This window comes from Hoyosella levis (assembly GCF_026008515.1).
In the GTDB taxonomy this organism is placed as follows: Bacteria; Actinomycetota; Actinomycetes; order Mycobacteriales; family Mycobacteriaceae; genus Lolliginicoccus; species Lolliginicoccus levis.
Map to the genome: position 1 here is coordinate 258,835 of NZ_BQYM01000004.1, position 22,328 is coordinate 281,162.

Genomic DNA, 22,328 nt, shown 5'->3' on the forward strand with positions numbered 1-22,328 from the left:
GCAGCTGGAGGAGTCGCTGTCACCGGGAGCTCGGTCGGCGAGCCCGAGCAGGAGCGGGCCCGAAAACTGGGCCCCGACTAGCCTCCTAGATCGTGGTGCCCACGCACACCGGCTCGGGATGCAGCCGAACGCCGAACGCATCCTCGACCCCGCGCTGCACTTCGCGCGCCAGAGTGGTGAGGTCCGCAGCGGTGGCGGCCCCCCGGTTGGTCAGCGCGAGGGTGTGCTTGGTCGAGAGGCGCGCGGGGGCATCGGCGCTCGGGTGGCCGCGGGTGAAGCCAGCCTTCTCGATGAGCCATCCCGCGGAGAGCTTCACGTAGCCATCATCAGCCGGGAAATGTGGCATGTCGATGTCGTCGCCGAGGCGGGCGCGCGCGGCAGCGAGCACACCGCCGAGGGCCGAGGCAGGGATGATCGGGTTGGTGAAGAACGAGCCGGCGCTCCACGTGTCGTGGTCGTTGCTGTCGAGCACCATGCCCTTTCCTCGGCGCAGCCCGAGGACTGCCTCGCGCACCTGCGCGGGCGGCAGCCGGTCGCCCTCGCCCGCTCCGAGGGTGCGCGCGAGCTCGCCATAGCGGATGGGCGCGCTGAGGCCGTCATCGAGCAGCTCGAGCTCCACGGAGAGCACCACGGCGGTGTCGGTGTTCTTGAGGATGCTGTGCCGGTAGGACAGGTGCAGCTCCGCGGGCTCGGCCCAGCGCACGCTGCCGGTGGCGCGGTCGAGAAGCTCCACGCGCCGCAGCACGGAGGCGATCTCGACGCCGTATGCCCCGACATTCTGCACGGGCGTTGCCCCAGTGGATCCCGGTATGCCGGAAAGGCATTCGATGCCGCCGAGCCCCGCGGCGACGGCAGCGGTCACGACGGTGTCCCAGTTGGCGCCCGCCTCGGCGTGCACGATGTTGCCATCGATCCAGTGGCGCGTGCTCGCGACCCGGACGACCACGACCTCGGCGCCCTCGTCGGCGATGAGAAGGTTGGAGCCGCCAGCGAGGATGAGCAGCGGGACCTGCTCCTGGTCGAGCCGTCGCACCACCCCGGCAAGGGATTCGGTGGTGGGGCAACTGACTACGGCCGTGGCGGGGCCGCCGACGCGGAACGTGGTGTACGCCGAGAGCGGCGTATCGACGGTCACTTCGGCACCAAATTCCTCGCCAAGTCGCGCCACGAGGCCCAATGAGTGGATTGGAGACACAAGAGAACGGTAACGTGCCGAGCATGGCTCGCCGCACGGAGTACGCAAAAGAACTGCCCTGCACCGCGGAACAGGTGTACGAGGCACTGTCGTCACGCCAGTACTGGGACGATCGGATCGCCGAGATCGGCGGCACGAATTCCAGCCTGGTCGGCTTCGAGGCATCCGATTCGGGCGTCGAGGTGGAGTACCAGCAGTTCATCGCGCGCAGCAAGCTGCCCTCGATCGCGCAGACGGTGATCAAGAACGACATGATCATCATCCGCAAGGAGTCCTGGGAGCGGACCGGGGGTTCGGTGTCCGGCACGTTCCACGGCGAGATGAAGGGCGGACCGGGCAGCGTCTCCGGGCCTCGCTCGGTCCGGGCCAATGGCAACGGTTGCGTCGTCGAGTCCACGATCGAGGCGCGGGTGAGCTTCCCGATCGTCGGCGGCAAGCTGGAGAAGCTCCTGCTGCCGAGCGTCGAGAACCTCCTCGATGGCGAGGACGACTACACGGCGAAGTGGATCGCCAAGAACCTGGGCTAGCCCCACCAGCTCCGGCCCCCGGATCCTGACGGACACCGGGGGCCTTCTCATGCGGCCAGAGCTGAAACTTACCCAATCCACAGTCGCTGGCAAGGCAACCCCCAAGTTGCTCCGGCAGAATGAAACTCGATGAACACTGCAACCAACTCCCCCAAGCCGCGCAAGCGCCGTGCCCGAGGCACCGCGCTGATCGTGGTTCTCGTCCTGTTCGTGGGTGTCGCCGCTGTTGCCGTGGGCAGCGAGATCTACCTCCGCAACAAGGTCTCGCGATGCATGGCCGGATCGATGGCCCTGTCGATCGGCTCCGATGTCGACGTGGAGCTCAGCCGCAAGCCGATGCTGTGGCAGATGCTTGACGGCAAGACTCCCTACATGGAGATCACGACCACCGAGGGCAGTGTCGGCGATGCCGAGGGCATGTCGATGAACCTGCGGCTCGAGGATGTCGAGTCGCTCGACGAGGGCGAGATCGCCAACACGGTGCAGCGCAGCAGCGCCGACATCACCTGGACCGCGCAGGGCATCCTGGCGACGCTCCAGAAGCAGGGCATCCTCGCCGTGGTGACGTCGGTGAACCCCGATGAGCAGAACCAGGCGCTCGATATCCAGGTCGTGGGCGCGGTGCTCGGAGTGACGGTGCAGCCGCGCGTCGTGGACGAGGCGATCAACCTGGAGGTCACCAAGGCCAACATCTTTGGCATCGACATCCCCTCGGAGCTCCCCCAGGCCATCATCAGCACGATTGGCGCCGAGCTGAGCGACTTCCCGCTCGGCATGACCTCGCGGGAGCTCACGGTCACCGAGGAAGGCATCGATCTGCGCCTCGAGGGTGGCTATGCCGAGATCGAGCGCGCAGATGCCAGCCAGACGGAGGTGCCGGCCGAGCTGGAGGAAGCCTGCTCCCTGATGTGAGCCGCTCCCGTGCTAGCCGGGAAAGCCATCGAGCACGGCGCGGCTCGCGGAGAGGCCTAGCCGGGTCGCGCCAGCATCGATCATGGCTCGCGCATCCTCCGCGGTCCTGATGCCGCCGCTGGCCTTGATGCCGAGCGTGCCACCCACCGCGCGCGCCATGAGCTCTACCGCGTGGACGCTGGCGCCCCCCGCGGGATGGAACCCGGTGGAGGTCTTCACGAAATCAGCACCGGCGGTCCGGGCTGCCAGGCAAGCGGCGGTGATGGCCTCATCGGTGAGCGCGGCGGTCTCGAGGATGACCTTGAGCACGGTATCGGGCCCGCAACCCTCGCGCACGGCGAGGATGTCCTGCAGCACCGCGTCGTTGTTCCCGGACAGGGCAGCACCGATATCGATGACCATGTCGATCTCGTCGGCGCCCTGGTCGACGGCGAGCCGGGCCTCCGCTGCCTTGATCAGCGGGTGGTGCTTGCCCGAGGGGAACCCCACGACCGTGGCGATCACCAGGCCGTCGCTGTCTACTGGCAGCATCGACGGTGACACGCAGACGGCGAGCACCCCGAGCTCGTGCGCCTCGTCGATGAGCGCGATGACATCGCTCGGGGAAGCGTCAGGCTTGAGCAGCGTGTGATCGATCATCTGGGCCACCTGGCCCCGGGTCAGGATGTCGTGTGCGTCCATGCCTGCGAGCTTGCCATAACCGGTGCGGCGCAGGGCGGCACGGCAGGGCGCAGCGAGCCGCATCGACCCTCGTGGTACTGCTAGTTTGGGCGGTGTGACTTCGAACAACGCCATGGCTGGCCGGCGCTTCACCCTGTCCCTCGGCTGCCCCGATGCCTTGGGCATCGTCGCGCGGCTCTCCGGCTTCCTCGCAGGAGCAGGGGCCTGGATCGTCGAGGCCGCCTACCATGCTGACCCCGACACCGGGTGGTTCTTCACCCGCCAGACGGTCACCGCCGAGTCGATCCGCATGGATCTCGATGAGTTCCGCGCGCGCTTCGCCGAGATCGCCGCGACGTTCGGCACGGAGGCCGAGTGGTCGATCCATGACTCGACCGAGCGCAAGAGGATCGTGCTGCTCGTCAGCAAGGAGGGGCATTGCCTGCACGATCTGCTGGGGCGCGCGGCCACGGGAGAGCTGCCGGCGGAGGTGTGCGCGGTGATCGGCAATCATCGGGATCTCGAGCCTGTGGCCCGCGCTCATGGGATTCCGTTCCAGCACGTTCCGTTCCCGGCTGATGCCGCGGGCAAGACTGCGGCGTTCGAGACGATGCGGGACCTCGTGGATGCCCACTCCCCCGATGCGGTGGTGCTGGCACGCTTCATGCAGGTGCTGCCGGCCGAGCTGTGCGAGCACTGGTGGCATCGGGCCATCAACATCCACCACAGCTTCCTGCCGTCATTCATGGGCGCGCGGCCGTACCACCAGGCCCATGAGCGGGGCGTGAAGATCATTGGCGCCACCTGCCACTACGTGACGGCCGAGCTGGATGCGGGGCCGATCATCGAGCAGGATGTGGTGCGCATCGACCACTCGTACACGATTGCCGACATGGTGCGGCAGGGACGCGACATCGAGAAGAGCGTCCTGGCGCGAGGCCTGCGCTGGCATCTCGAGGGCCGTGTGCAGGTCCACGGCCGCAAGACCGTGATCTTCAGCTAGCCGTTCCGCACGGGGCGAGCGCGCGCCTTGGGCCAGCTCAGCCGACGTTCCAGAGCCGCTGGGGCACGCCCGCGAGCCGCCGGATCTCGGCGTTGATCGGCTCCGGGGCCTCGACGCTGCTCATGTGGCCAACATCGGGAAGCTCGATGAAGCCGGCGAGGTTGCCACTGCTGTCGAGCTTGTCACGAAGCCGGTACGAGTGGACCGGTGGGGTGAGCCGATCCGCGGTGCCAACGACCACAGTGGTGGGAACGGCAAGATTGTCGAGCGCCGCGGCGATATCGAGCTTGCCCAGCACGACGCCCCAGCGCCCGCGCACCCGAGGCGCGCACTCGCGCACCATGCGCAGGCAGAACTCGCGCTGCTCCGCGGTGGCAGCGGTGCCCATGGTGGCGTAGTGCAGGGCGGACGAGGGAAGGAACCGGGTCGGCAGGGGTGCGGCGATCGCGGCACCGAGCAGCAGGGGCCGCATCGGGAGCGGGCGGAGCAGGGGCGGCAGCACAGCCTCATCGTGGGTGAGCCGGTCCGAGGCGGTGCTCAGCAGCATGGCCGCGGAGGCTCGCTCGGGAACCTCGTGGGGACGCTTGCCCGCCCATGCCATGAGGGTCATTCCGCCCATGCTGTGGCCGACGACGACAGCACGCTCGGCTGGTGCGAGGACGCTATCGAGGACTGACGAGAAGTCGTCGGCGAGAACGTCGGGGCTGAGCGGGAACCGGCCCATCTCGCTCTTGCCGTGACCGCGCTGATCATAGGTGATCACGCGGAACTCCCTGGCCAGCGCCTCGATCTGGGGCATCCAGTAGGTGGAGCTGCAGGTCCAGCCATGGGAGAGCACGATCGGCTGGCTGCCTGGCCGTCCGGTGATCTGGACGTGGAGCCGGGTCCCGTCGTGCGCGGTGATCATGCGGCTGGTCGAGGGGATCATCGGGACGATGTGGTCGCCCTGGTCCGCGGCGGCCTGCATGGCGGCGGCGTCCATCGCTATCCCTGTGGTGCGCTCGGCGATCTGGTGCGCGCTGGATCGGAAGGCCCCCAGGGAGCCGACGAGACTGCTGACAACCGGCAGTTTCACGTGTTCCACCTCATCGTGTTCCGCAGCACAGTCGTTGTGCTGGGGCCCGCACCGTTGCGGGCCTTAGCGGCAATGCCTTCGCAGTCTAGAACAGATTTCAAGCAGTAGCGCAGGTTTATTGACATATCAGGCAAAAGTGTTAAAAGTGTGACCTGCGGCACACTTTCCTGCTAGTGGGCGAAGGGATCCTCGCCCGCGTCGCCATCCTCATTGAGGGCGGTCGCCGCGCGACTGATCGTTCGACTGATCTCCACCTCCATGACCTCGGAGAAGAGGATGTCGACCACCTTGTTCGCGAGTGGCCGGAGCTTGCGCGCGACCTCGGCGAGCTCCGCGATGCGCTGCTCGTCAAGCTCGCTGCCACCAGCCTCGGTCATCTCGGGCAGGAATGTCTCGGTGATCGTGCCCACGAAGAGCTGGGCCACATCCTGGAGGTCATCACGCACGCGTTGCCCGTTCTCAACAATCGTCTCGAGCGGAACTCCCGCGTCCATGAGGGTCTGGGCGATCTCCAGCAGGCGCGGGCTGCGCACCGCGAGCGCATCACCGGCGCCCGAGATGGCACCCAGATCCTTGCCGCGCTCCAGCAAGGCCGGTGGCGCGTGGTCACCGAATACCTTGCGCAGCTCCCCCAGGGTCACCTTGGCCTTGGAACGAAAGAAGCCCAGCGGCCCGCGGAGGTCATCAGACTCAAGGATCTCGTCGACGCTGATGCCGTGCTGGGATGCGAGCAGCAGCTCACTGATAGTGGCGAACGTATAGCCACGCTCGAGCATCCGTGTGATCAAGCGCAATCGGGACAAGTGCGATTCGTTGTACCAGCCGGTGCGCCCCTCCTTGCGGGGCGGCGGCAGGAGCCCACGATCCTGGTACACGCGCACATTGCGGACGTTGATTCCGGCCGCTCGCGCCAGATCGTCGATCCGGTACTCTTTCATCTCCCGCTTCCGATTACCCCGCCTCCCCGGAGATTCCGCTTGGGAAGGTCGCCGGGGGCTCCAGTTCGCAGGCGAGTATACCGATCCGGACGAATCGCGCCGCGGGCTTGCGAGCACCGGGATATCACGATCCGACACCGGTTCCCGCTGGCCATAGCGAGGGCCGCGCGGGCGATGGAGCAAAGTTGGTGGCGCGGGACTCCGTTGTCCGCACCCAGGGGAAGGACACTAACTGCTCGAGAGTGAGCTCACTTCCGGGATAGCCCCTTCCTCAGGGGCGGAATACCTCGCTGCGAGCATCATCGTCGACGCTCGAGGCATACTGCGTAGTCACGCCGTTGAGACTGGTGTGCACATTACCATTGTGACAATGAGCATTGTCAATATTGCTCAGCCGGGCGCGTCGCGGCGACCACTACCAGCGCGGACCGCCCTGGATCTCATCGACCTTGGGCCGCACATCAGCCAGATAGACACCAATGGCGATGACCCCGATCAGCCCGAGCAAGCTATAGGCCGAGAACACGAAGATCACCAGGACCGACACTGCCAGGATCGCCAGCCAGGTCGGCTTGGTGAGCTTGTCGGTCGCCGTATAGGCGTCAGGGCGCTGCCGGGCCGCATGCACCAACGCAAACACCCCGCCGCCGATCGCGAGCGCGGTCAGGATCATCACCAGGAAACCTTCCACCCCACCAGTCTAGGGTGGCTCGCCCAACGCGCAAGCCAGCGCCGGCCCTCACCGCCCGCGCGACGCACAGCGCCCCCGGGGCGGTCTCCCTCCCCGGGGGCGCATGTGCGCTACCGCTCCCCTACTCGGCGGGCGCGGCCTTGCTCTCGGCAGTGCTAGCCCGAGGCTTGCGTGCCCGTGGGGTCGCCGCAGTGGTGCCGGCGGGCTTGGACGTGGCACGACGCCTACGGGGCGCTGGCTTGGGCGCAGCTGCCGCATCGCCGTCAGCCGACCCTGCGGCCTCTGCTACCTTCTCCTCGGCCTCGGCAACCTTCTGCTCCGCATCCGCGACAGCATCCTCCACCTTGGCCACGACGTTCTCAGCGGCGACCTCTGCGGACTCACGCGCCGCAGCAGCCTCGTCCGCCACGACGTCGGGCACGGCCGCGAGGGTTTCCTTCGTCTCGTCCGCGAGAACCCCGGCGCTGGAAGCCGTCTGGGAGGTCACGTCCGAGGCCTTCGCGCCGAACCGATTGACCAGGGCGCGAACCTCGGTGGCACGCCGCGAGACGACGCTGACGGCCTCAGCCACGCGCTCCTGCTCGCGGAGCCGCTCCACCCGCGACTCGCCACGCTGCGCGAGCGTCCCGTAGGCCGTGCGCGCCGACTGCAGGTAGGTGTCGGCCTGCTTGCGCAGGTCCGTGGAGCCCACCCGGCCGCGGAGGCCCGCGAGCTCGGTCGGTACCTGCTCCTGCAGCGCGACGACCCGGCCGCGCGCGCGGTCGATGCGAGCCTGGACGTCACTGGCCCTGCTGCTAGCGGCACGGCGCGCGTCCTTGACGATTCCGCCCAGCGATTCCGCGGCGATATCTCCCGCGCCGACCGCTGCGAACAACGGCGTCTTAACAGTAGTAATGGACTTGGTCATGTTTGAAGCTCCCCACGAATGTCGGCATCATGCGGGCCCTGGAAATGCACGCCTCGGCGAGGCGCGGGGCCCTAGTTATTCGTCGGCCTGGTTCTCGTGGCAGAACGAGGTATAGATCTCGAGAAGAACCTGCTTCTGGCGCTCATTGATGACGGGATCGGCAAGAATCGCGTCGCGCACTGGGCTGGATTCACGCTGTTCCAGAATTCCGGCACGCACATATAGCGCCTCGGCAGAAACCCTCAGGCCTTTCGCGATCTGGCCGAGAACCTCAGCGGACGGCTTGCGTAGCCCACGCTCGATCTGGCTGAGATACGGATTGCTCACCCCGGCCCGTTCAGCGAGCTGCCGCAGGGATACCTGTGCCATCTCGCGCTGGGCCCTGATGAAACCGCCAATGTCCTGTGCCGCGTTGCTCACTGCGCGTACAGCTGCAGGGGCATTGGACTGACGTGATGGATCCGCACCTTGCTCCTCATCGGACGTACCACCGACGCCCTTGTCGGCATGATCGGAATCCTCGGAGGATGCACCTTCGACGATGCCTTGATCCGCCGCCGCGCCGGTGCCACTGCCTGCCCCGTGATCGTCTGCGATCCCGTTGCGCGGCGCACCACCATTATCGACGGATGGGCTGCTCGCCTGAGCCATGGATTCTCCTCCACTCCGGCTACGTGCGTGAGCGTACTCACGCGTGCTAACTCCTGCAAGCACTCAGCGTAATGGCGATTCATGGCCCGCGTGTGAGTTTTCACATAACAGATATGAGCGTGTCGATCAACCAAAGATCACGTGCGTGATGCTATGGATCGTGAACCCTGCGAGCGCGCCGACCACCGTTCCGTTGATGCGGATGAACTGCAGATCCCGGCCCACCTGCAACTCGATCTTGGTGCTTGCCTCGTCGGCATCCCATTTCGCGACCGTGTCGCTGATCAGACCGGTGATCTCATGCGCATAGTTGTCGATCACATACCCCGCGCCCTCGGTCATCCATCGATCCAGCTTGTCGCGCAGCGCGGCATCCTCCTTGAGCCGCTCGCCGAAATCGAGGATCCAGTCGCGGATCTTCACGCGCAGCGTGCTCCCGGGATCATCCACTGATTCGAGGATCATCTTCTTCACCAGCGCCCAGGCCGCGCTCGCCAGGCCCGTCACCTCGCGCCGGTTCATCAGCTCGTCCTTGATGCGCTCGGCCTTCGCGATCGTGGCCTCGTCGTTCTGCAGATCGTCGGCGAACTCGAACAGGAACTTGTTGATCGCCTGCCGCACCTCATGCTCCGGATCGGCCCGGACCTTCCACGCGAACTCCACGAGCTCACGGTGGATCTTCTCCCCGACAAGGAGGTCCACGACCTTCGGGGTCCAGGTCGGCGAGTCCTTCGTGACGACCCGGTCGATCGTCTCCTGGGAGCCGAGCGCCCACTGGTACGCGCGGTCGCACAGGAGCTCGATCACTGGCAGCTGGCGGTTCTCCTCGAGCAGCTCCTCGAGGATCTTGCCCAGTGGCGGTCCCCACTTCGCATCGGCGAGCTTGCGCACCAGCGTCTGATCGATGACCTGCTGCACGTCGTCATCACGCAGTACCACGACGAGCGCGCGAAGCAAGGTCGCCGCTTCCTTCGACAATCGCTCGGCATGCACGGGATCGGAGAGCCACTCGCCCGCGCGACGGGGCAGGCCCGCGGACTGGAGCCGCTGCGTGACGACATCGCGGGAGAGGAAGTTGGATCCTACGAAGCTCCCCAGGCTCTCGCCCAGCTGGTCCTTCTTCTTCTTGATCAGCGCGGTGTGAGGGATCGGCAGGCCCATGGGGCGCTTGAACAGCGCGGTCACCGCGAACCAGTCCGCGAGGCCGCCGACCACCCCGGCCTCGGCAGCGGCACGGGCGAAGCCCACCCATTCGGCGGTGTCGTCCATCGACTCGAGCCATCGGCAGTACAGATAGATCGTCGCGGCGATGAGGAGGAACCCCAGCGCGAAGGTCTTCATCCTGCGCAGATCGCGTCGCTTGGCATCATCATCGAGGTCCATTAGCTGCACGTAGCCCATTCTGTCGCAGGGCGGCGGCGCGCGTGCAGTGGACCCTTCAATTCTGGTGGCGACAGCACGTGCCTGCCGCGCGGCGGTGGCGCGCTCAGCGGGGCCGAGCCCCTTCCTGGTGGAAACTTTTCCCGCTTGGTGGCGGAGAAGTTTCCACTGGCGCGGGGGCCGACCGGGCGCGTGGTGGCCGGAAGGTCACGGCCGGGCGCGTGGTGGCCCGCCGCGCAAGGGGCAAAAGCACCGGAAACTGTCAAACGCGATAGAAACCAAGCCGAGATTTCGGCAGTTTCTATCGCGTTTGCGGCCGGGGCGGCGCCGGGGCGAGGCGCCAGTCAAGAGCGCCCACCGCCCACCAGCGCCGAGAGCCCGACCGTCGCCTAGCCAGCGTGCTGGGCAGCCTCCGCGCTGGCCGCGCGGCGCCGGATGCGGCGGGCTGCGGCGACGAGGTTGCGCAGCGAGGGCTCGAGCTGCCAGTGGTGCCGGGTCTTGAGGCCACCGTCGGGATTGGCCCATAGTCGCTCGGGCTCGATGGCTCGCACCGCGCGGGTGAGCAGCTCGTCGATCTCATCGATGTCGGGGATCCGCGCGGACCGGCTCTCGTACACGCCGGGCCCGACGCCACGAGTGAGGCCCGCTCCCTCGAGCGCATCGAGCACCCAGTAGAGGCTGCGCGTGGCGGAAACGATGTAGGTGACATCAGCATCGAGGTGCTCGATGGCCTCCACCACAGCGGAAACCCCGGACAGGCCGATGTGGGTGTGGATCTGCGTCTCGGGCTTGACCCCCGCGGTGGCGAGCTTGAAAGCGCCCACGGCCCATTCGAGGTATTCCTCGCGGCCCTCGGGGCGACGCGGCAGCAAGGTACGGATGGCAGGCTCGTCCACCTGGAGGATGGTGATGCCTGCTGCTTCGAGGTCGATGGTCTCGTCGCGCACGGCCAGCGCGATCTGATTGACGGTCTCCTTCAGCGGCTGGTCCTCGCGGACGAAGGAGAATGCCAGCATCGTGACGGGCCCGGTGAGGATGGCCTTGACGGGCTTGTCGGTGAGCGACTGCGCGTAGCCGATCCATTCGAGGGTCATCGGGCGTGGCCGGGAGACGTCGCCGTAGAGGATGGGTGGTCGCACGCAGCGCGAGCCGTATACCTGCACCCAGCCATTGCGGGTGACGGCGAAGCCCTCGAGGAGCTCCGCGAAGTACTGGATCATGTCGTTGCGCTCGATCTCGCCGTGCACGAGCACGTCGAGGCCGATGTCCTCCTGCAGGGCGATCGCGTCCGCGATCTCGGCCTTGATGATCTCGACGTATTCCTCGTAGCTGAGGCGGTCCTGGCCGAGCTCGTACCGGGCCTGCTTGACCTTGCCCGATTGCGGGTAGGAGCCAAGGGTGGTGGTGGGCACGAGCGGCAGCGGCAGCGACGCCTGCTGGGCATCCTTGCGCTCGGCCCAAGGGGCGCGGTCATGGTCCTCCGGCTTGACCGCGGCCACGCGGGCCCGCACGGCCTCATCCGGGTTGATGGGGGCAAGCTCCCCTGCTTCCGACCATTTCTCGGGCTCGCCGTCCTTGAGGGCACGAGCAAGGGCGACGACCTCGCCGACCTTCTGCTTCGCGAACACGACGCGGTCCGCGACGGCGTCGGGCAGGTCGAACTCGGAGAGCACGTCCACGGGCACGTGCAGCAGGGTGCAGGAGGTAGAGACGACGATGTCGGGGATGACGGCTTGCAGCTCGCGCAGGTAGGCGAGGGTGGCGGGCTTGTCGGTCTTCCACACGTTGCGACCGCTGACCACGCCCGCGTAGATGCGCTTGCGGCGCAGGCCTGGGACCGCTGCGAGCTCCTCGGGGGCCCGGCGGCCGGCGATGAGGTCGAGCCCGATCGCCTCGACCTTGGAGGCAGCGAGGATGTCGAGCGCGGGGCCGAGATCACCATACTGGCCCGTGACGAGCAATCGAGGCCTGAGCCCGGCGAAACCGAGCACCTCGTACGCGCGGCGGAAGAGCTCCAGCTCAGCGTCGGTCCGCTCGAGGGTGAAGTAGGGCTCGTCGAGCTGCACGCAGGTGGTACCTGCCTTGACGAGCTGCTCGCACAGGTCGACGTAGGCGCGCAGCAGGGGCTCGAGCATGTCGAGCGGGGCGAAGTCCTCGGGCGCGCCGGCGGCAGCCTTGCTCATGAGCAGCAGCGTGACGGGTCCCATGACGACAGGCCGCAGCTCGATTCCCGAGGCGTTGCCACGCTTGATCTCGTCGATGATGTTGGTGGCATCAACGGAGAACTCCATGCCCGGCTCGATCTCCGGCTGGCGGTAGTAATAGTTGCTACTGATGAACTTGACCAGCTCGAGGGGCGGCTTGTCGGGCAGGCCCCGAGCCATCGTGAAGTACAGGTCGAGCGGGTTGAGCTGTTCCTTCAGCGCGGCGAACCGGCTTGGGACCATGCCAAACAGGAACGCGGTGTCGAGCACGTGATCGTAGTAGGAGAAAGTGTTCCCCGGCACTTGGGACAAGCCGGTGGCGGCGAGCTCGCTCCAGGTTTGCTCCTGCAGTTCCCGGCCGATGGCCACGAGCTCGTCCTGCGTGATGCCGCCGTGCCAGTAGGAGTCGAGGGCGCGCTTGAGCTCGCGGCGCGGCCCGATGCGTGGATAGCCCAGGATGCTCGAGCGGTAGTCACTCATATGAGGGGAACTGGTCATTCCTGCCTAAACCTTTCCTGCGCCGCTGACCGGCCCCCCGAGGAAGGAGTGCGTGGCCGGTCACTCTGTGCTCGGTGCAACCCTACTGCGAAACCGCGCTGGAGAGACAGGAAGGGGTGCGGACTTTCGCGAGGAAAGCGCCGCACCCCTTGGCCTGGTCCTGAATTACTTGGCGGACGGTCGCCCTGAAGCCGGGTACTGGTAGAAACCGTGCCCGGTCTTCTTGCCCACTCGTCCCGCTTCCACCATGCGCAGCAGCAGTGGCGGCGGCGAGTAGAGGGGCTCCTTGAACTCCTCGTACATCGAGTCGGCGATCGCCTTGATCGTGTCGAGTCCCACGAGGTCGCTCAGCGCGAGCGGCCCCATCGGGTGCGCGAGACCGAGGACGATGGCCTTGTCGATGTCCTCCACGGTCGCGAACCCGGACTCCACCATGCGAATGGCGGAGAGCAAGTACGGGACGAGGAGGGCGTTGACCACGAAGCCGGAGCGGTCAGCAGATCGAACGACCTGCTTGCCGAGGACGTCGCGGGCGAAGGAATCCGCCCGCTCGGACACCTCGGTGCTCGTCATCAATGTGGTGACCAGCTCGACCAGGGGCAGCACGGGCACCGGGTTGAAGAAGTGCATTCCGACAACGCGCTCGGAGTGCTTGGTGGCCATGCCGAGCTTCATGATCGGGATGGACGAGGTGTTCGAGGCGAGGACGGCCCTCGGGTCGGTGACGATCCGGTCGAGCTCCGCGAAGATCGCGGTCTTGACCTTCTCGTCCTCGAGCACTGCCTCCACGACAAGCTGACGATCCGCGAAGTCACCGAGATCGGAGGTGAAGCGAAGCCGCCAGGCGGCCTGCTCGCGCTCGCGCTCGGTGATCTTCCCGCTGCTCACGCCACGGTCAAGCGATCGGAGGATCCGCGCCCGGCCCGCAGCAGCGAGTTCCCGGGTCTGCTCGAACACCAGCACGTCGACGTGTGCGCGGGCGCACACCTCTGCGATACCAGCACCCATCTGCCCGGCGCCGATAACACCTACACGCGAGATCTTGTCTCCGGCGCCTGCCTTGGAGGCGGGAGTGTCAGCTTGGCCGGGCATCAGTGGAACTGGCCTTCTTCGGTCGAGCCCTTCAGCGCCGCGGTGGAGGTGTTCGGGTCGACCGTGGTGGCGATCTGGTCGAAGTAGCCGGCGCCGACCTCACGCTGGTGCCTGGTGGCGGTGTAGCCACGCGACTCGGACGCGAACTCGCGCTCCTGCAGGTCGACGTAGGCGGTCATGCCCTCGCGGGCGTAGCCGTAGGCCAGGTCGAACATGGAGTAGTTGAGCGCGTGGAAGCCCGCGAGGGTGATGAACTGGAACTTGAAGCCCATGGCTCCGAGCTCGCGCTGGAACTTCGCGATGGTCGCGTCGTCGAGGTGCTTGCGCCAGTTGAAGGAGGGCGAGCAGTTGTACGACAGCAGCTGGTCGGGGAAGTCAGCCTTGACAGCCTCGGCGAACTTCTTGGCGACCTCGAGGTCCGGAACGCCGGTCTCCATCCAGATCATGTCGGCGTAGGGAGCGTATGCCTTCGCGCGGGCGATGCAGGGCTCGATGCCGTTCTTGACGTTGTAGAAGCCCTCGGCGGTGCGCTCGCCGGTGATGAACGGCTTGTCGCGCTCGTCCACATCGGAGGTGATGAGGGTGGCGGCCTCGGCATCGGTGCGCGCGATGACCAGGGTGGACGCGTTCGAGACATCAGCCGCGAGACGTGCCGAGGTCAGGGTGCGGATGTGCTGCTGGGTGGGGATGAGCACCTTGCCACCGAGGTGGCCGCACTTCTTCTCCGAGGCGAGCTGGTCCTCCCAGTGGGAGCCAGCGGCGCCGGCGGCGATCATGGCCTTCTGCAGCTCGTAGACGTTGAGCGCGCCACCGAAGCCGGCCTCGCCGTCGGCAACGATCGGCACGAGCCAGTTGTCGATGGAGGTGTCGCCCTCGACGCGGGAGATCTCGTCGGCACGGAGCAGCGCGTTGTTGATGCGGCGCACCACGGCGGGGACCGAGTTGGCCGGGTAGAGGCTCTGGTCCGGGTAGGTGTGGCCGGAGAGGTTCGCATCACCGGCGACCTGCCAGCCGGAGAGGTAGATGGCCTTGAGGCCAGCGCGGACCTGCTGCACGGCCATGTTGCCGGTGAGGGCGCCGAGCGCGTTGATGTAGCCGTCGCCGTTCACGCCCTCCCAGAGGATCTCGGCGCCGCGGCGAGCGAGGGTGGGGTCCTCGACGACCGAGCCCTGCAGCTCCGCGACCTGCTCGGCGGTGTACTCGCGGGTGATCCCCTTCCAGCGCGGGTTGGTGTCCCAGTCCTGCTGAATCTCAGCAGCGGTACGTGGCTTACCGACGTTAGACATCGACGCTCCAGTTTCTCTGTGTCTGTAGTCCTGGCGATGACCGAGCGGCCAAGCCGCTCCGTGAATTCCCTGTTACGGGGCCTCACGCCGCTCCGTGCTTCGCAGCGGTGCATCCCATCGGATCTGTTACCTCTCTGACAATGCCACACATTAAAGTCGCAGGTCTACCACTTGCAAGTGCCAATCTTGGCTAGCTTTTCCAAGCGTTCTGCAAATCTTGCGAAGATAGGGCTGGCCAGTCAGGAAAAAAACCGTACGAGCGTTACGTTAGCGCAGGTGAGCGATCTGCCCCGCTGCGCCCCGGCCAGCGCCAGCACCGACCGAGCCTCCAGCGGGCTGTGAGAGCATTCACACCTGCCAGGCGGACCGCCCTCGCACCCTGGGCCCCTCCTGTCTAGCCTGGAAGCGTGGCGAAGACATTCGTGGGAGCCCGGTTGCGACAACTGCGGGCCGAGCGCGGCCTCACGCAGGTCGAGCTCGCCAAGACGCTGGGCATCTCCCCCAGCTATCTCAACCAGATCGAGCATGACGTCCGCCCGCTCACCGTGCCCGTGCTGCTGCGCATCACCGAGATGTTCGGGGTCGACGCCACGTTCTTCGCGTCCCAGGACACCACTCGCCTCATGGCCGAGGTCCGCGAGGTCCTCCTCGACGGGGAGGTCGGCGTGGATGCCGATGCCCAGGAGGTCGCCAGCCTCGTCCAGTCCCACCCGCTCATCGCCCGGTCCCTGGTGAACCTCCACCGCCGCTACCGCAACACCACCTCCCAGCTCGCCGCCGCCACCGCCGACCGGTTCAACGACGGCAGCGGGTCCGCCACGATCAGCATGCCGCACGAGGAGGTGCGCGACTTCTTCTACTCGTGGCAGAACTACTTCCACGAGCTCGATACCGCCGCCGAGCAACTCACCACCCGCATGCGCATGCACCATGCCGACGTGCGGCGCGAGATCGCCCGCCGCCTCGAGACCACCCATGACGTGCAGATACGCAAGCGCATCGACCTCGGCGACTCCGTCCTGCACCGGTTCGACCCCAAGACCAGGGTGCTCGAGATCTCCACGCACCTCTCCTCCGGCCAGCAGGTGTTCAAGTTCGCCACCGAGCTCGCCTACCTCGAGCGCGGCGACCTGCTCGACGAGCTGGTCGAGCAAGGGAACTTCCGCTCCGAGGCCGCCCAGCGCCTCGCGCGCATCAGCCTCGCCAAGTACTTCGCCGCGGCCACGATCCTGCCCTACAAGCAGTTCCACGAGGTCGCCGAGGACTTCCGGTACGACATCGAGCGGCTCTCCGCGTTCTACGCGGTCAGCTTCGAGTCGATCTGCCACCGGCTGTCCACCCTCCAGCGTCCCAACCTGCGCGGAGTGCCCTTCTCGTTCGTGCGCGTGGACCGGGCCGGCAACATGTCCAAGCGGCAGTCCGCCACCGGGTTCCACTTCTCCTCCACGGGCGGAACGTGCCCGCTGTGGAACGTCTACGAGACCTTCGCCTATCCCGGCAAGATCATGCGGCAGATCGCGGAGATGCCCGACAAGCGCCGATACCTGTGGATCGCCCGCACCGTGGAGCGGCGCGCGGCCCGCTACGGGCAACCCGGCAAGACCTTCGCGATCGGGCTCGGCTGCGAGCTTCGCCACGCGGGCCGCACCGTCTACTCGGATGGCCTCGATATCGGCAGCGGCGGCATTGCCACTCCCATCGGCGTGGGATGCCGGATCTGCGAGCGGGAACGCTGCCCGCAGCGGGCCTTCCCCACCATCGGCAAGGACGTCGATCTCGACGAGCACCACAGCATGATCGCGCCCTACGTGATCCAGGGCTCGGGGCAGCCCGGCCCGACCGAGCGCATCCCCGATGAGGAGTTCGCGCCCCATCTGTGACGAGCAGCGGGCGCGCCGTGTCCTGATAGAGCATTGATCGCGATCACATCTTTATCCTCCAGCCATCCCGCCAGCGGCCGCCCCGCCTATGGTGGACCCGACCAGTCCCGGCCATTCGCGTGGTGCCGGGCTCACGCTCAACGCTAGGGGAACCCCATGCTCGCCACTTTCATCGGCATGCTCGCTGATTTCGGCCAGTTCATCCAGGACAATGGCGGTCGCGGTGATTTCGCGAACCTCGACGTCGTCCTCGGCGCCTTCGAGGAGCAGGTCTCGATGTTCGGCTCCTGATCCAGCTTCTCAAGGCGGCGGTCCCCTTCCCGGGGGCCGCCGCTTTGTCGCTGCGCCAGCCTCTTTCGCTGCTCGCCCCGCCGCAGAGGCCGGGGGCGCCGCGAATGCCAGGTTTTACCCCTGTGTAACCGGGATTCATGTCGCCGTGACGAGCAGACACGTTGCCGAAACAGCCACTCCCTAGCGTTCCCTTCACCGGATCGGTGCGGCACTCGCTACGCCGCGCTCACCCCGCCCCAGTGACTCGGAACGAAAGGTGCGTTGAATGAGGCTTACCAAGCGCGGGGTCGCCGCCCCCACCGCTATCGTGGCGGCCGGACTCCTGCTCACGGCATGCGGAAGCCGTGCCGGGGACGACACGACCTTCGCCGCGGTTGAATCCTGCGTCGATGCTTCCGGCGACACCATCAAGGTGGGCTCGCTCAACTCGTTGACCGGCACCATGGCCATCAGCGAGGTCACCGTCCGCGATTCCATCGCGCTCGCGGTCGACCAGATCAACGCCGATGGCGGCGTCATGGGCAAGCAGATCGAGGTCGTGGGCGAGGACGGCGCCTCCGATCCCGCGAAGTTCCGGGAGAAGGCCGAGAAGCTCGTTCGCGATGATTGCGTCGCCGCCGTGTTCGGTGGCTGGACCTCCGCGAGCCGCAAGGCCATGCTGCCGGTCTTCGAGTCCAACAACGCGCTCCTGTACTACCCCGTGCAGTACGAGGGCCTCGAATCATCGCCGAACATCTTCTACAGCGGCGCGACCACCAACCAGCAGATCGTCCCCGCCCTCGGCTACCTGAAGGAACAGGGCATCACGTCGATCTATCTCGTGGGCAGCGACTACGTCTTCCCGCGCACCGCCAACGACATCATCAAGGCCTACGCCGCCGCCAACGGCATCGAGGTCCTCGGCGAGGACTACGTGCCGCTCAGCGGCTCCGCGGACTTCTCCACCATCCTCAACAAGGTGCGCTCGGCCCAGCCCGACGCCATCTTCAACACCCTCAACGGCGATGCCAACGTCGCGTTCTTCAACGAGTACGCCAACGTGGGCCTCGAGGCCGCCAGCACCCCGGTGATGTCGGTGTCCATCGCCGAGGAAGAGGTCGCGAGCATCGGTGTCAACAACATCGAGGGCCAGCTGACCGCCTGGAACTACTACCAGACCGTCGACACCCCCGAGAATGCCGCGTTCGTCGCCGCCTACAAGGATCGCTACGGGCAGTCGAAGCCCACCTCCGACCCCATGGAGGCCGCCTACACCTCGGTGTTCCTGTGGCGCGCCAGCGTCGAGGAAGCAGGATCGTTCGACGTCGACGCGGTCCGTGACTCCGCCGGTGGCGTGTCCTTCGATGCGCCCGAGGGCACCGTCGTGATCGACGGCGAGAACAACCACCTCACCAAGACCTCCCGCATCGGCGTCATCAACGCGGAAGGCCTCATCGACACCGTCTGGGAATCCGATGGCCCCATCGATCCCGATCCCTACCTGACCTCATACGACTGGGCCGAAGGGCTCGGCGGCAACTAGCCCCGCCTCGCGGGCCCGCGCCCATCACGGCGCGGGCCCGCTCCCGTGCCACCCCACCCCTCACAGGAAGGACTGGGAAACGCGATGGACATCGTGACCAGCCAGCTCTTCACCGGCCTCAGCATGGGATCGATCCTGCTGCTCATCGCCCTGGGCCTCTCGCTCACGTTCGGGCAGATGGGCGTGATCAACATGGCCCACGGCGAGTTCATCATGGCCGGCTCCTACACGGCCTTCGTCGTGCAGCAAGTGTTCTCGAGCGCCGGGGCATCACTGCTGGTGTCCCTCGCGCTCGGCTTCATCGTCGGCGGCATCCTCGGCGTCATCCTGGAGATGACGCTGCTCCAGCGGATGTATCACCGACCGCTCGACACGCTCCTCGTCACGTTCGGCGTCGGGCTCATCCTCCAGCAGGTCGCCCGGGACATCTTCGGCGCGCCCGCCGTCAACGTCGTCACCCCGGACTTCCTCCGCGGCGGCGTCGAGATGCTCGGCACCGTCATCCCCAAGACGCGCATCTTCATCCTGCTGCTCGCGATCGTCTGCGTCATCGCCCTCGCCGCCGCGCTCAAGTACACGCCGATGGGGCGCAGGGTGCGCGCGGTCGTCCAGAACCGCGACCTCGCCGAGGTCAGTGGCATCTCCAGCCGACGCACCGACATCACCACGTTCTTCATCGGCTCCGGCCTCGCGGGCGTCGCGGGCGTGGCGCTCACGCTCATCAGCTCGACGAGCCCCACCATCGGGCAGTCCTACATCGTGGATGCGTTCCTTGTCGTGATCGCCGGCGGGCTCGGCCAGATCCGGGGCGCGGTGATCGCCGCGTTCGCGCTCGGCCTGCTGCACTCGGTGTTCGAGTACTCCACCACCGCGAGCATCGCCAAGGTCCTGGTGTTCTTCGTGATCGTCATCTTCCTGCAGGTCCGCCCACAGGGCCTGATCAGCGTGAAGACAAGGAGCCTCGCGTGACCCAGACAATCAGCCCGCCCCGCGAGCAAGCACCCCCGCCCGCTCCGGCCCGGCCGCTCCTCTCGCGCTACACAACCCTCCTCGGCTTCGGCGTGGGCGCGCTCGTGCTGCTCGTCGTCGCCCCGGCGATGCTCAGCGAGTTCCGGCTCGGCCTGCTGGCCAAGTTCCTCACCTTCGCCATGGTCGCCGTCGGCATCGGCCTCGCCTGGGGCCGCGGCGGAATGCTCACCCTGGGCCAGGGCGTGTTCTTCGGGCTCGGCGCCTACATGATGGCCATGCACATGAAGCTCGCGGACGCCGCGATCGAGGGTGGTCCCGGCGCCCTTCCCGACTTCATGCAGCTCAGTGGCCAGCGCGAGCTCCCCGGCTTCTGGCTCCCGTTCACCAGCCCCCTGGTGACCCTGCTCGCGATCGTGCTCGTTCCGGCCAGCCTCGCGCTGCTGCTCGGACTCGGCATCTTCAAGCGACGTGTCAAGGGCGCCTACTTCGCCATCCTCAGCCAGGCATTGGCCGCGGCCTTCGCTATCCTGCTCATCAGCCAGCAGAACACCCTCGGTGGATCCAACGGCATCAGCTACTTCCGCACCTGGTTCGGCTTCAACCTGCGCGACCCAGCGAATCAGCAGATGCTGTACTTCATCGCGGCCGGAACGCTGCTCGTCATCATGGCGATTACCTGGCAGGTCATGCGCAGCCGCTACGGCGAGCTCCTCGTCGCTGTCCGTGACCAGGAGGAACGGGTCCGCTTCCTCGGCTACGATCCCGCCAACATCAAGCTCGTGGCCTACGTCATCGCCGCCCTGTGGGCCTCCATCGCCGGGGCACTGTTCGTACCGATCGTCGGCATCATCACCCCGCAGGACGTGGGCGTGCTCGCCTCGATCGCGTTCATCATCGGCGTGGCCATCGGTGGCCGCACCACCCTTCTCGGCCCGGTGCTCGGCGCGATCGCCATCGCCTGGGCGCAGACCACCCTTTCCGAGCAGTTCCCGTCCGCCTGGACCTACGCGCAGGGCGCGCTGTTCGTCCTTGTCGTGGGCTTCCTGCCCGGCGGCATCGCCTCGCTCGTCGTGTGGCGGCGACGCCGCAAGCAAGCGGACCAGCCGAAGGAGGCCAGCGCATGATCACCCCCGCCCCAGCCACCGGCGGAAAGGCCGGCATGAGCTCGGAGTACCTCGAGGTGCGCGGGCTCACCGTCGACTTCGATGGCTTCAAGGCCGTCCAGGGCGTCGACCTCACGCTCATGCAGGGCGACCTGCGCTTCCTCATCGGCCCCAATGGCGCGGGCAAGACCACCCTCGTCGACGCCATCACCGGCCTTGTCCCCACCACGGGTTCCGTGGAGAAATCCGGGGTCGAGCTGATCGGTAGGCCAGCCCACAAGATCGCTCGCCTCGGCGTGGGACGCACCTTCCAGACCGCGAGCGTGTTCGAGGAGCTCACCGTCCTGCAGAACCTAGACATCGCTGCAGGCGCCAAGCGCTCCCCCTGGTCCAGGCTGCGCGCCCGCACCACCATCGACCCCCGCATCGAGGAAGCCCTCGAGACCACCGGGCTCGGCGCGCTGCGCGACACCCCCTCCGGAATCCTCGCCCATGGGCAGAAGCAGTGGCTCGAGATAGGCATGCTGCTCGTCCAGGACGCCACCGTGCTCCTGCTCGACGAGCCCGTCGCCGGGATGAGCCACGATGAGCGCCAGCAGACCGGCGAGCTGCTCCAGCGGATCGGAGGCGAGCGCACCGTCGTGGTCGTCGAGCACGATATGGACTTCATGCGCCAGTTCGCTACCTCCGTCACCGTGCTCCACGGCGGCCAGGTCCTCAGCGAGGGCAGCGTCGCCGAGGTACAGGCCGACCCCCGCGTGCAAGCCGTCTATCTCGGCACCGCCGCCTCCGCGGAAGGAAACCGCCATGCTTGAGCTGCTTGACGTCCACACCGGCTACGGCCGCTCGACCGTCGTCCACGGCGCCTCCATCACCGTTCCCCCGGACGGAGTGGTCGCGATCATGGGCCACAACGGCGCCGGCAAGACCACGCTCCTGCGCGCGGCCGTCGGGCTGTGCAAGGCGACCAAGGGAACAGTCCTGCTCGACGGGGAGGATGTGACCAGCATGCGCCCCAGTGGCCGTGTCGCCCGCGGCCTCGCCTACGTGCCCCAGGGGCAGCAATCCTTCGGGCAGCTCACCACCATGGAGAACCTGCAGCTCGTCGCCGATGGACGGGCACGTGGCAAGGAGCTGATCGACGAGTCGCTCGACATGTTCCCGGCGCTGACGACCCTCCTCCCCCGCAAGGCTGGCCTGCTCTCCGGCGGCCAGCGCCAGCAGCTCGCCATCGCGCGCGCCCTGATCACCGAGCCACGAATGCTCATCCTCGACGAGCCCACCGAGGGGATCCAGCCCTCGGTCGTGCAAGAGATCGAGGAGAAGATCCTCGCCCTCACCCAGCGCGGGAACCTCGGAGTGCTGCTCGTCGAGCAGCACATCGGCTTCGCCCTTCGGGCCGCGCAGCACTACTACGTGATCGAGGCCGGGCACATCACCGCCACCGGCGACGGCGGCACCAGCGCCGCGGGCGAGGTCCGCGCGGCCATGGCGATCTAGCCCCGCCGGCGATCTCGCTGCACGGGCACGGCAGATCTCCCGAG

The 22,328-nt window shown here is 67.0% G+C and carries 20 protein-coding genes and 1 pseudogene; 10 read left to right on the forward strand and 11 right to left on the reverse strand.

Annotation, left to right across the window (positions count from 1 at the left end):
• Positions 1–85: 85 nt before the first annotated feature.
• Positions 86–1,135 carry a UDP-N-acetylmuramate dehydrogenase gene (locus tag QC765_RS06585; protein WP_278313621.1) on the reverse strand — a complete coding sequence of 350 codons (1,050 nt, stop codon included), beginning with the start codon at positions 1,133–1,135 and terminating at the stop codon, positions 86–88.
• An 83-nt stretch (positions 1,136–1,218) separates the two neighbouring features.
• Here QC765_RS06585 and QC765_RS06590 point away from each other — a divergent pair, with 83 nt between their 5' ends.
• Positions 1,219–1,722 (forward strand): DUF2505 domain-containing protein, encoded by a 504-nt coding sequence (locus QC765_RS06590; RefSeq protein ID WP_278313622.1) that lies wholly within the window; start codon positions 1,219–1,221, stop codon positions 1,720–1,722.
• A 129-nt stretch (positions 1,723–1,851) separates the two neighbouring features.
• Positions 1,852–2,634 (forward strand): LmeA family phospholipid-binding protein, encoded by a 783-nt coding sequence (locus QC765_RS06595; RefSeq protein WP_278313623.1) that lies wholly within the window; start codon positions 1,852–1,854, stop codon positions 2,632–2,634.
• Positions 2,635–2,646: 12 nt separating this feature from the next.
• Here the strand turns inward: QC765_RS06595 and deoC are convergent, their stop codons facing one another.
• Complete coding sequence (gene deoC / locus QC765_RS06600) at positions 2,647–3,315, reverse strand: deoxyribose-phosphate aldolase (RefSeq protein ID WP_278313624.1); 669 nt, start codon at positions 3,313–3,315, stop codon at positions 2,647–2,649.
• A 112-nt stretch (positions 3,316–3,427) separates the two neighbouring features.
• Between deoC and purU the strand changes: the two genes are divergently transcribed.
• Entirely contained in the window at positions 3,428–4,297 is an 870-nt protein-coding gene (gene purU, locus QC765_RS06605) for a formyltetrahydrofolate deformylase (protein ID WP_278313663.1), read from the forward strand.
• A 37-nt stretch (positions 4,298–4,334) separates the two neighbouring features.
• On the opposite strand, the gene QC765_RS06610 is transcribed toward purU, so the two are convergent.
• From QC765_RS06610 to aceA, 9 genes and pseudogenes are all read right to left on the reverse strand, one after another.
• Positions 4,335–5,372 carry an alpha/beta fold hydrolase gene (locus QC765_RS06610; RefSeq protein WP_278313625.1) on the reverse strand — a complete coding sequence of 346 codons (1,038 nt, stop codon included), beginning with the start codon at positions 5,370–5,372 and terminating at the stop codon, positions 4,335–4,337.
• A 740-nt stretch (positions 5,373–6,112) separates the two neighbouring features.
• Positions 6,113–6,310, reverse strand: a pseudogene (locus QC765_RS16475) (MerR family transcriptional regulator); the annotation flags it as partial.
• Positions 6,311–6,725: 415 nt separating this feature from the next.
• Positions 6,726–7,001: a DUF2516 family protein gene (locus QC765_RS06620; RefSeq protein ID WP_278313627.1), complete on the reverse strand. Its 276-nt coding sequence runs from the start codon at positions 6,999–7,001 to the stop codon at positions 6,726–6,728.
• A 121-nt stretch (positions 7,002–7,122) separates the two neighbouring features.
• Positions 7,123–7,908: a hypothetical protein gene (locus QC765_RS06625; RefSeq protein ID WP_278313628.1), complete on the reverse strand. Its 786-nt coding sequence runs from the start codon at positions 7,906–7,908 to the stop codon at positions 7,123–7,125.
• 75 nt (positions 7,909–7,983) lie between these two features.
• A complete protein-coding gene (locus tag QC765_RS16480) occupies positions 7,984–8,559 on the reverse strand; it encodes a helix-turn-helix domain-containing protein (RefSeq protein ID WP_373876696.1) in 576 nt (191 codons plus the stop codon).
• A gap of 126 nt (positions 8,560–8,685) precedes the next feature.
• On the reverse strand, positions 8,686–9,960 hold the full coding sequence (locus QC765_RS06635) for a DUF445 domain-containing protein (RefSeq protein ID WP_278313629.1): 1,275 nt from the start codon (positions 9,958–9,960) through the stop codon (positions 8,686–8,688).
• Positions 9,961–10,328: 368 nt separating this feature from the next.
• Positions 10,329–12,641: a 5-methyltetrahydropteroyltriglutamate--homocysteine S-methyltransferase gene (gene metE, locus QC765_RS06640; RefSeq protein WP_278313630.1), complete on the reverse strand. Its 2,313-nt coding sequence runs from the start codon at positions 12,639–12,641 to the stop codon at positions 10,329–10,331.
• A 165-nt stretch (positions 12,642–12,806) separates the two neighbouring features.
• Positions 12,807–13,733, reverse strand: a complete 927-nt coding sequence (locus QC765_RS06645; RefSeq protein WP_278313631.1) for a 3-hydroxybutyryl-CoA dehydrogenase — start codon at positions 13,731–13,733, stop codon at positions 12,807–12,809.
• Positions 13,733–15,019, reverse strand: a complete 1,287-nt coding sequence (gene aceA, locus QC765_RS06650; protein ID WP_278313632.1) for an isocitrate lyase — start codon at positions 15,017–15,019, stop codon at positions 13,733–13,735. Before aceA ends, QC765_RS06645 begins: the two co-directional genes overlap by 1 nt.
• A 407-nt stretch (positions 15,020–15,426) precedes the next feature.
• Here aceA and ramB point away from each other — a divergent pair, with 407 nt between their 5' ends.
• The 7 genes from ramB (at position 15,427) to urtE (ending at position 22,284) form a co-directional block, all read left to right on the forward strand.
• Positions 15,427–16,899 (forward strand): acetate metabolism transcriptional regulator RamB, encoded by a 1,473-nt coding sequence (gene ramB / locus QC765_RS06655; protein ID WP_278313633.1) that lies wholly within the window; start codon positions 15,427–15,429, stop codon positions 16,897–16,899.
• 156 nt (positions 16,900–17,055) lie between these two features.
• Positions 17,056–17,190: a hypothetical protein gene (locus QC765_RS06660; protein WP_278313634.1), complete on the forward strand. Its 135-nt coding sequence runs from the start codon at positions 17,056–17,058 to the stop codon at positions 17,188–17,190.
• Positions 17,191–17,455: 265 nt separating this feature from the next.
• Positions 17,456–18,712: an urea ABC transporter substrate-binding protein gene (gene urtA / locus QC765_RS06665; RefSeq protein ID WP_278313635.1), complete on the forward strand. Its 1,257-nt coding sequence runs from the start codon at positions 17,456–17,458 to the stop codon at positions 18,710–18,712.
• Positions 18,713–18,796: 84 nt separating this feature from the next.
• Positions 18,797–19,681, forward strand: a complete 885-nt coding sequence (gene urtB / locus QC765_RS06670) for an urea ABC transporter permease subunit UrtB (RefSeq protein WP_278313636.1) — start codon at positions 18,797–18,799, stop codon at positions 19,679–19,681.
• 8 nt (positions 19,682–19,689) lie between these two features.
• Positions 19,690–20,805 carry an urea ABC transporter permease subunit UrtC gene (urtC, locus tag QC765_RS06675; RefSeq protein WP_373876699.1) on the forward strand — a complete coding sequence of 372 codons (1,116 nt, stop codon included), beginning with the start codon at positions 19,690–19,692 and terminating at the stop codon, positions 20,803–20,805.
• On the forward strand, positions 20,802–21,599 hold the full coding sequence (urtD, locus tag QC765_RS06680; protein ID WP_278313637.1) for an urea ABC transporter ATP-binding protein UrtD: 798 nt from the start codon (positions 20,802–20,804) through the stop codon (positions 21,597–21,599). Before urtC ends, urtD begins: the two co-directional genes overlap by 4 nt.
• Positions 21,592–22,284 (forward strand): urea ABC transporter ATP-binding subunit UrtE, encoded by a 693-nt coding sequence (gene urtE, locus QC765_RS06685; RefSeq protein ID WP_278313638.1) that lies wholly within the window; start codon positions 21,592–21,594, stop codon positions 22,282–22,284. The genes urtD and urtE overlap by 8 nt, the downstream gene beginning before the upstream one ends.
• Positions 22,285–22,328: the final 44 nt, after the last annotated feature.

What these genes read in the sequence shown, in the direction of transcription:
- urtA (WP_278313635.1), top strand. Translation starts at nt 17,456, where the DNA reads ATGAGGCTTACCAAGCGCGGGGTCGCCGCCCCCACCGCTATCGTGGCG.
- aceA (WP_278313632.1), bottom strand. Translation starts at nt 15,019, where the DNA reads ATGTCTAACGTCGGTAAGCCACGTACCGCTGCTGAGATTCAGCAGGAC.
- metE (WP_278313630.1), bottom strand. Translation starts at nt 12,641, where the DNA reads ATGACCAGTTCCCCTCATATGAGTGACTACCGCTCGAGCATCCTGGGC.
- QC765_RS16480 (WP_373876696.1), bottom strand. Translation starts at nt 8,559, where the DNA reads ATGGCTCAGGCGAGCAGCCCATCCGTCGATAATGGTGGTGCGCCGCGC.
- QC765_RS06625 (WP_278313628.1), bottom strand. Translation starts at nt 7,908, where the DNA reads ATGACCAAGTCCATTACTACTGTTAAGACGCCGTTGTTCGCAGCGGTC.
- deoC (WP_278313624.1), bottom strand. Translation starts at nt 3,315, where the DNA reads ATGGACGCACACGACATCCTGACCCGGGGCCAGGTGGCCCAGATGATC.
- QC765_RS06590 (WP_278313622.1), top strand. Translation starts at nt 1,219, where the DNA reads ATGGCTCGCCGCACGGAGTACGCAAAAGAACTGCCCTGCACCGCGGAA.
- QC765_RS06635 (WP_278313629.1), bottom strand. Translation starts at nt 9,960, where the DNA reads ATGGGCTACGTGCAGCTAATGGACCTCGATGATGATGCCAAGCGACGC.
- QC765_RS06660 (WP_278313634.1), top strand. Translation starts at nt 17,056, where the DNA reads ATGCTCGCCACTTTCATCGGCATGCTCGCTGATTTCGGCCAGTTCATC.
- purU (WP_278313663.1), top strand. Translation starts at nt 3,428, where the DNA reads ATGGCTGGCCGGCGCTTCACCCTGTCCCTCGGCTGCCCCGATGCCTTG.
- QC765_RS06595 (WP_278313623.1), top strand. Translation starts at nt 1,852, where the DNA reads ATGAACACTGCAACCAACTCCCCCAAGCCGCGCAAGCGCCGTGCCCGA.
- urtB (WP_278313636.1), top strand. Translation starts at nt 18,797, where the DNA reads ATGGACATCGTGACCAGCCAGCTCTTCACCGGCCTCAGCATGGGATCG.
- urtD (WP_278313637.1), top strand. Translation starts at nt 20,802, where the DNA reads ATGATCACCCCCGCCCCAGCCACCGGCGGAAAGGCCGGCATGAGCTCG.
- urtE (WP_278313638.1), top strand. Translation starts at nt 21,592, where the DNA reads ATGCTTGAGCTGCTTGACGTCCACACCGGCTACGGCCGCTCGACCGTC.
- QC765_RS06645 (WP_278313631.1), bottom strand. Translation starts at nt 13,733, where the DNA reads ATGCCCGGCCAAGCTGACACTCCCGCCTCCAAGGCAGGCGCCGGAGAC.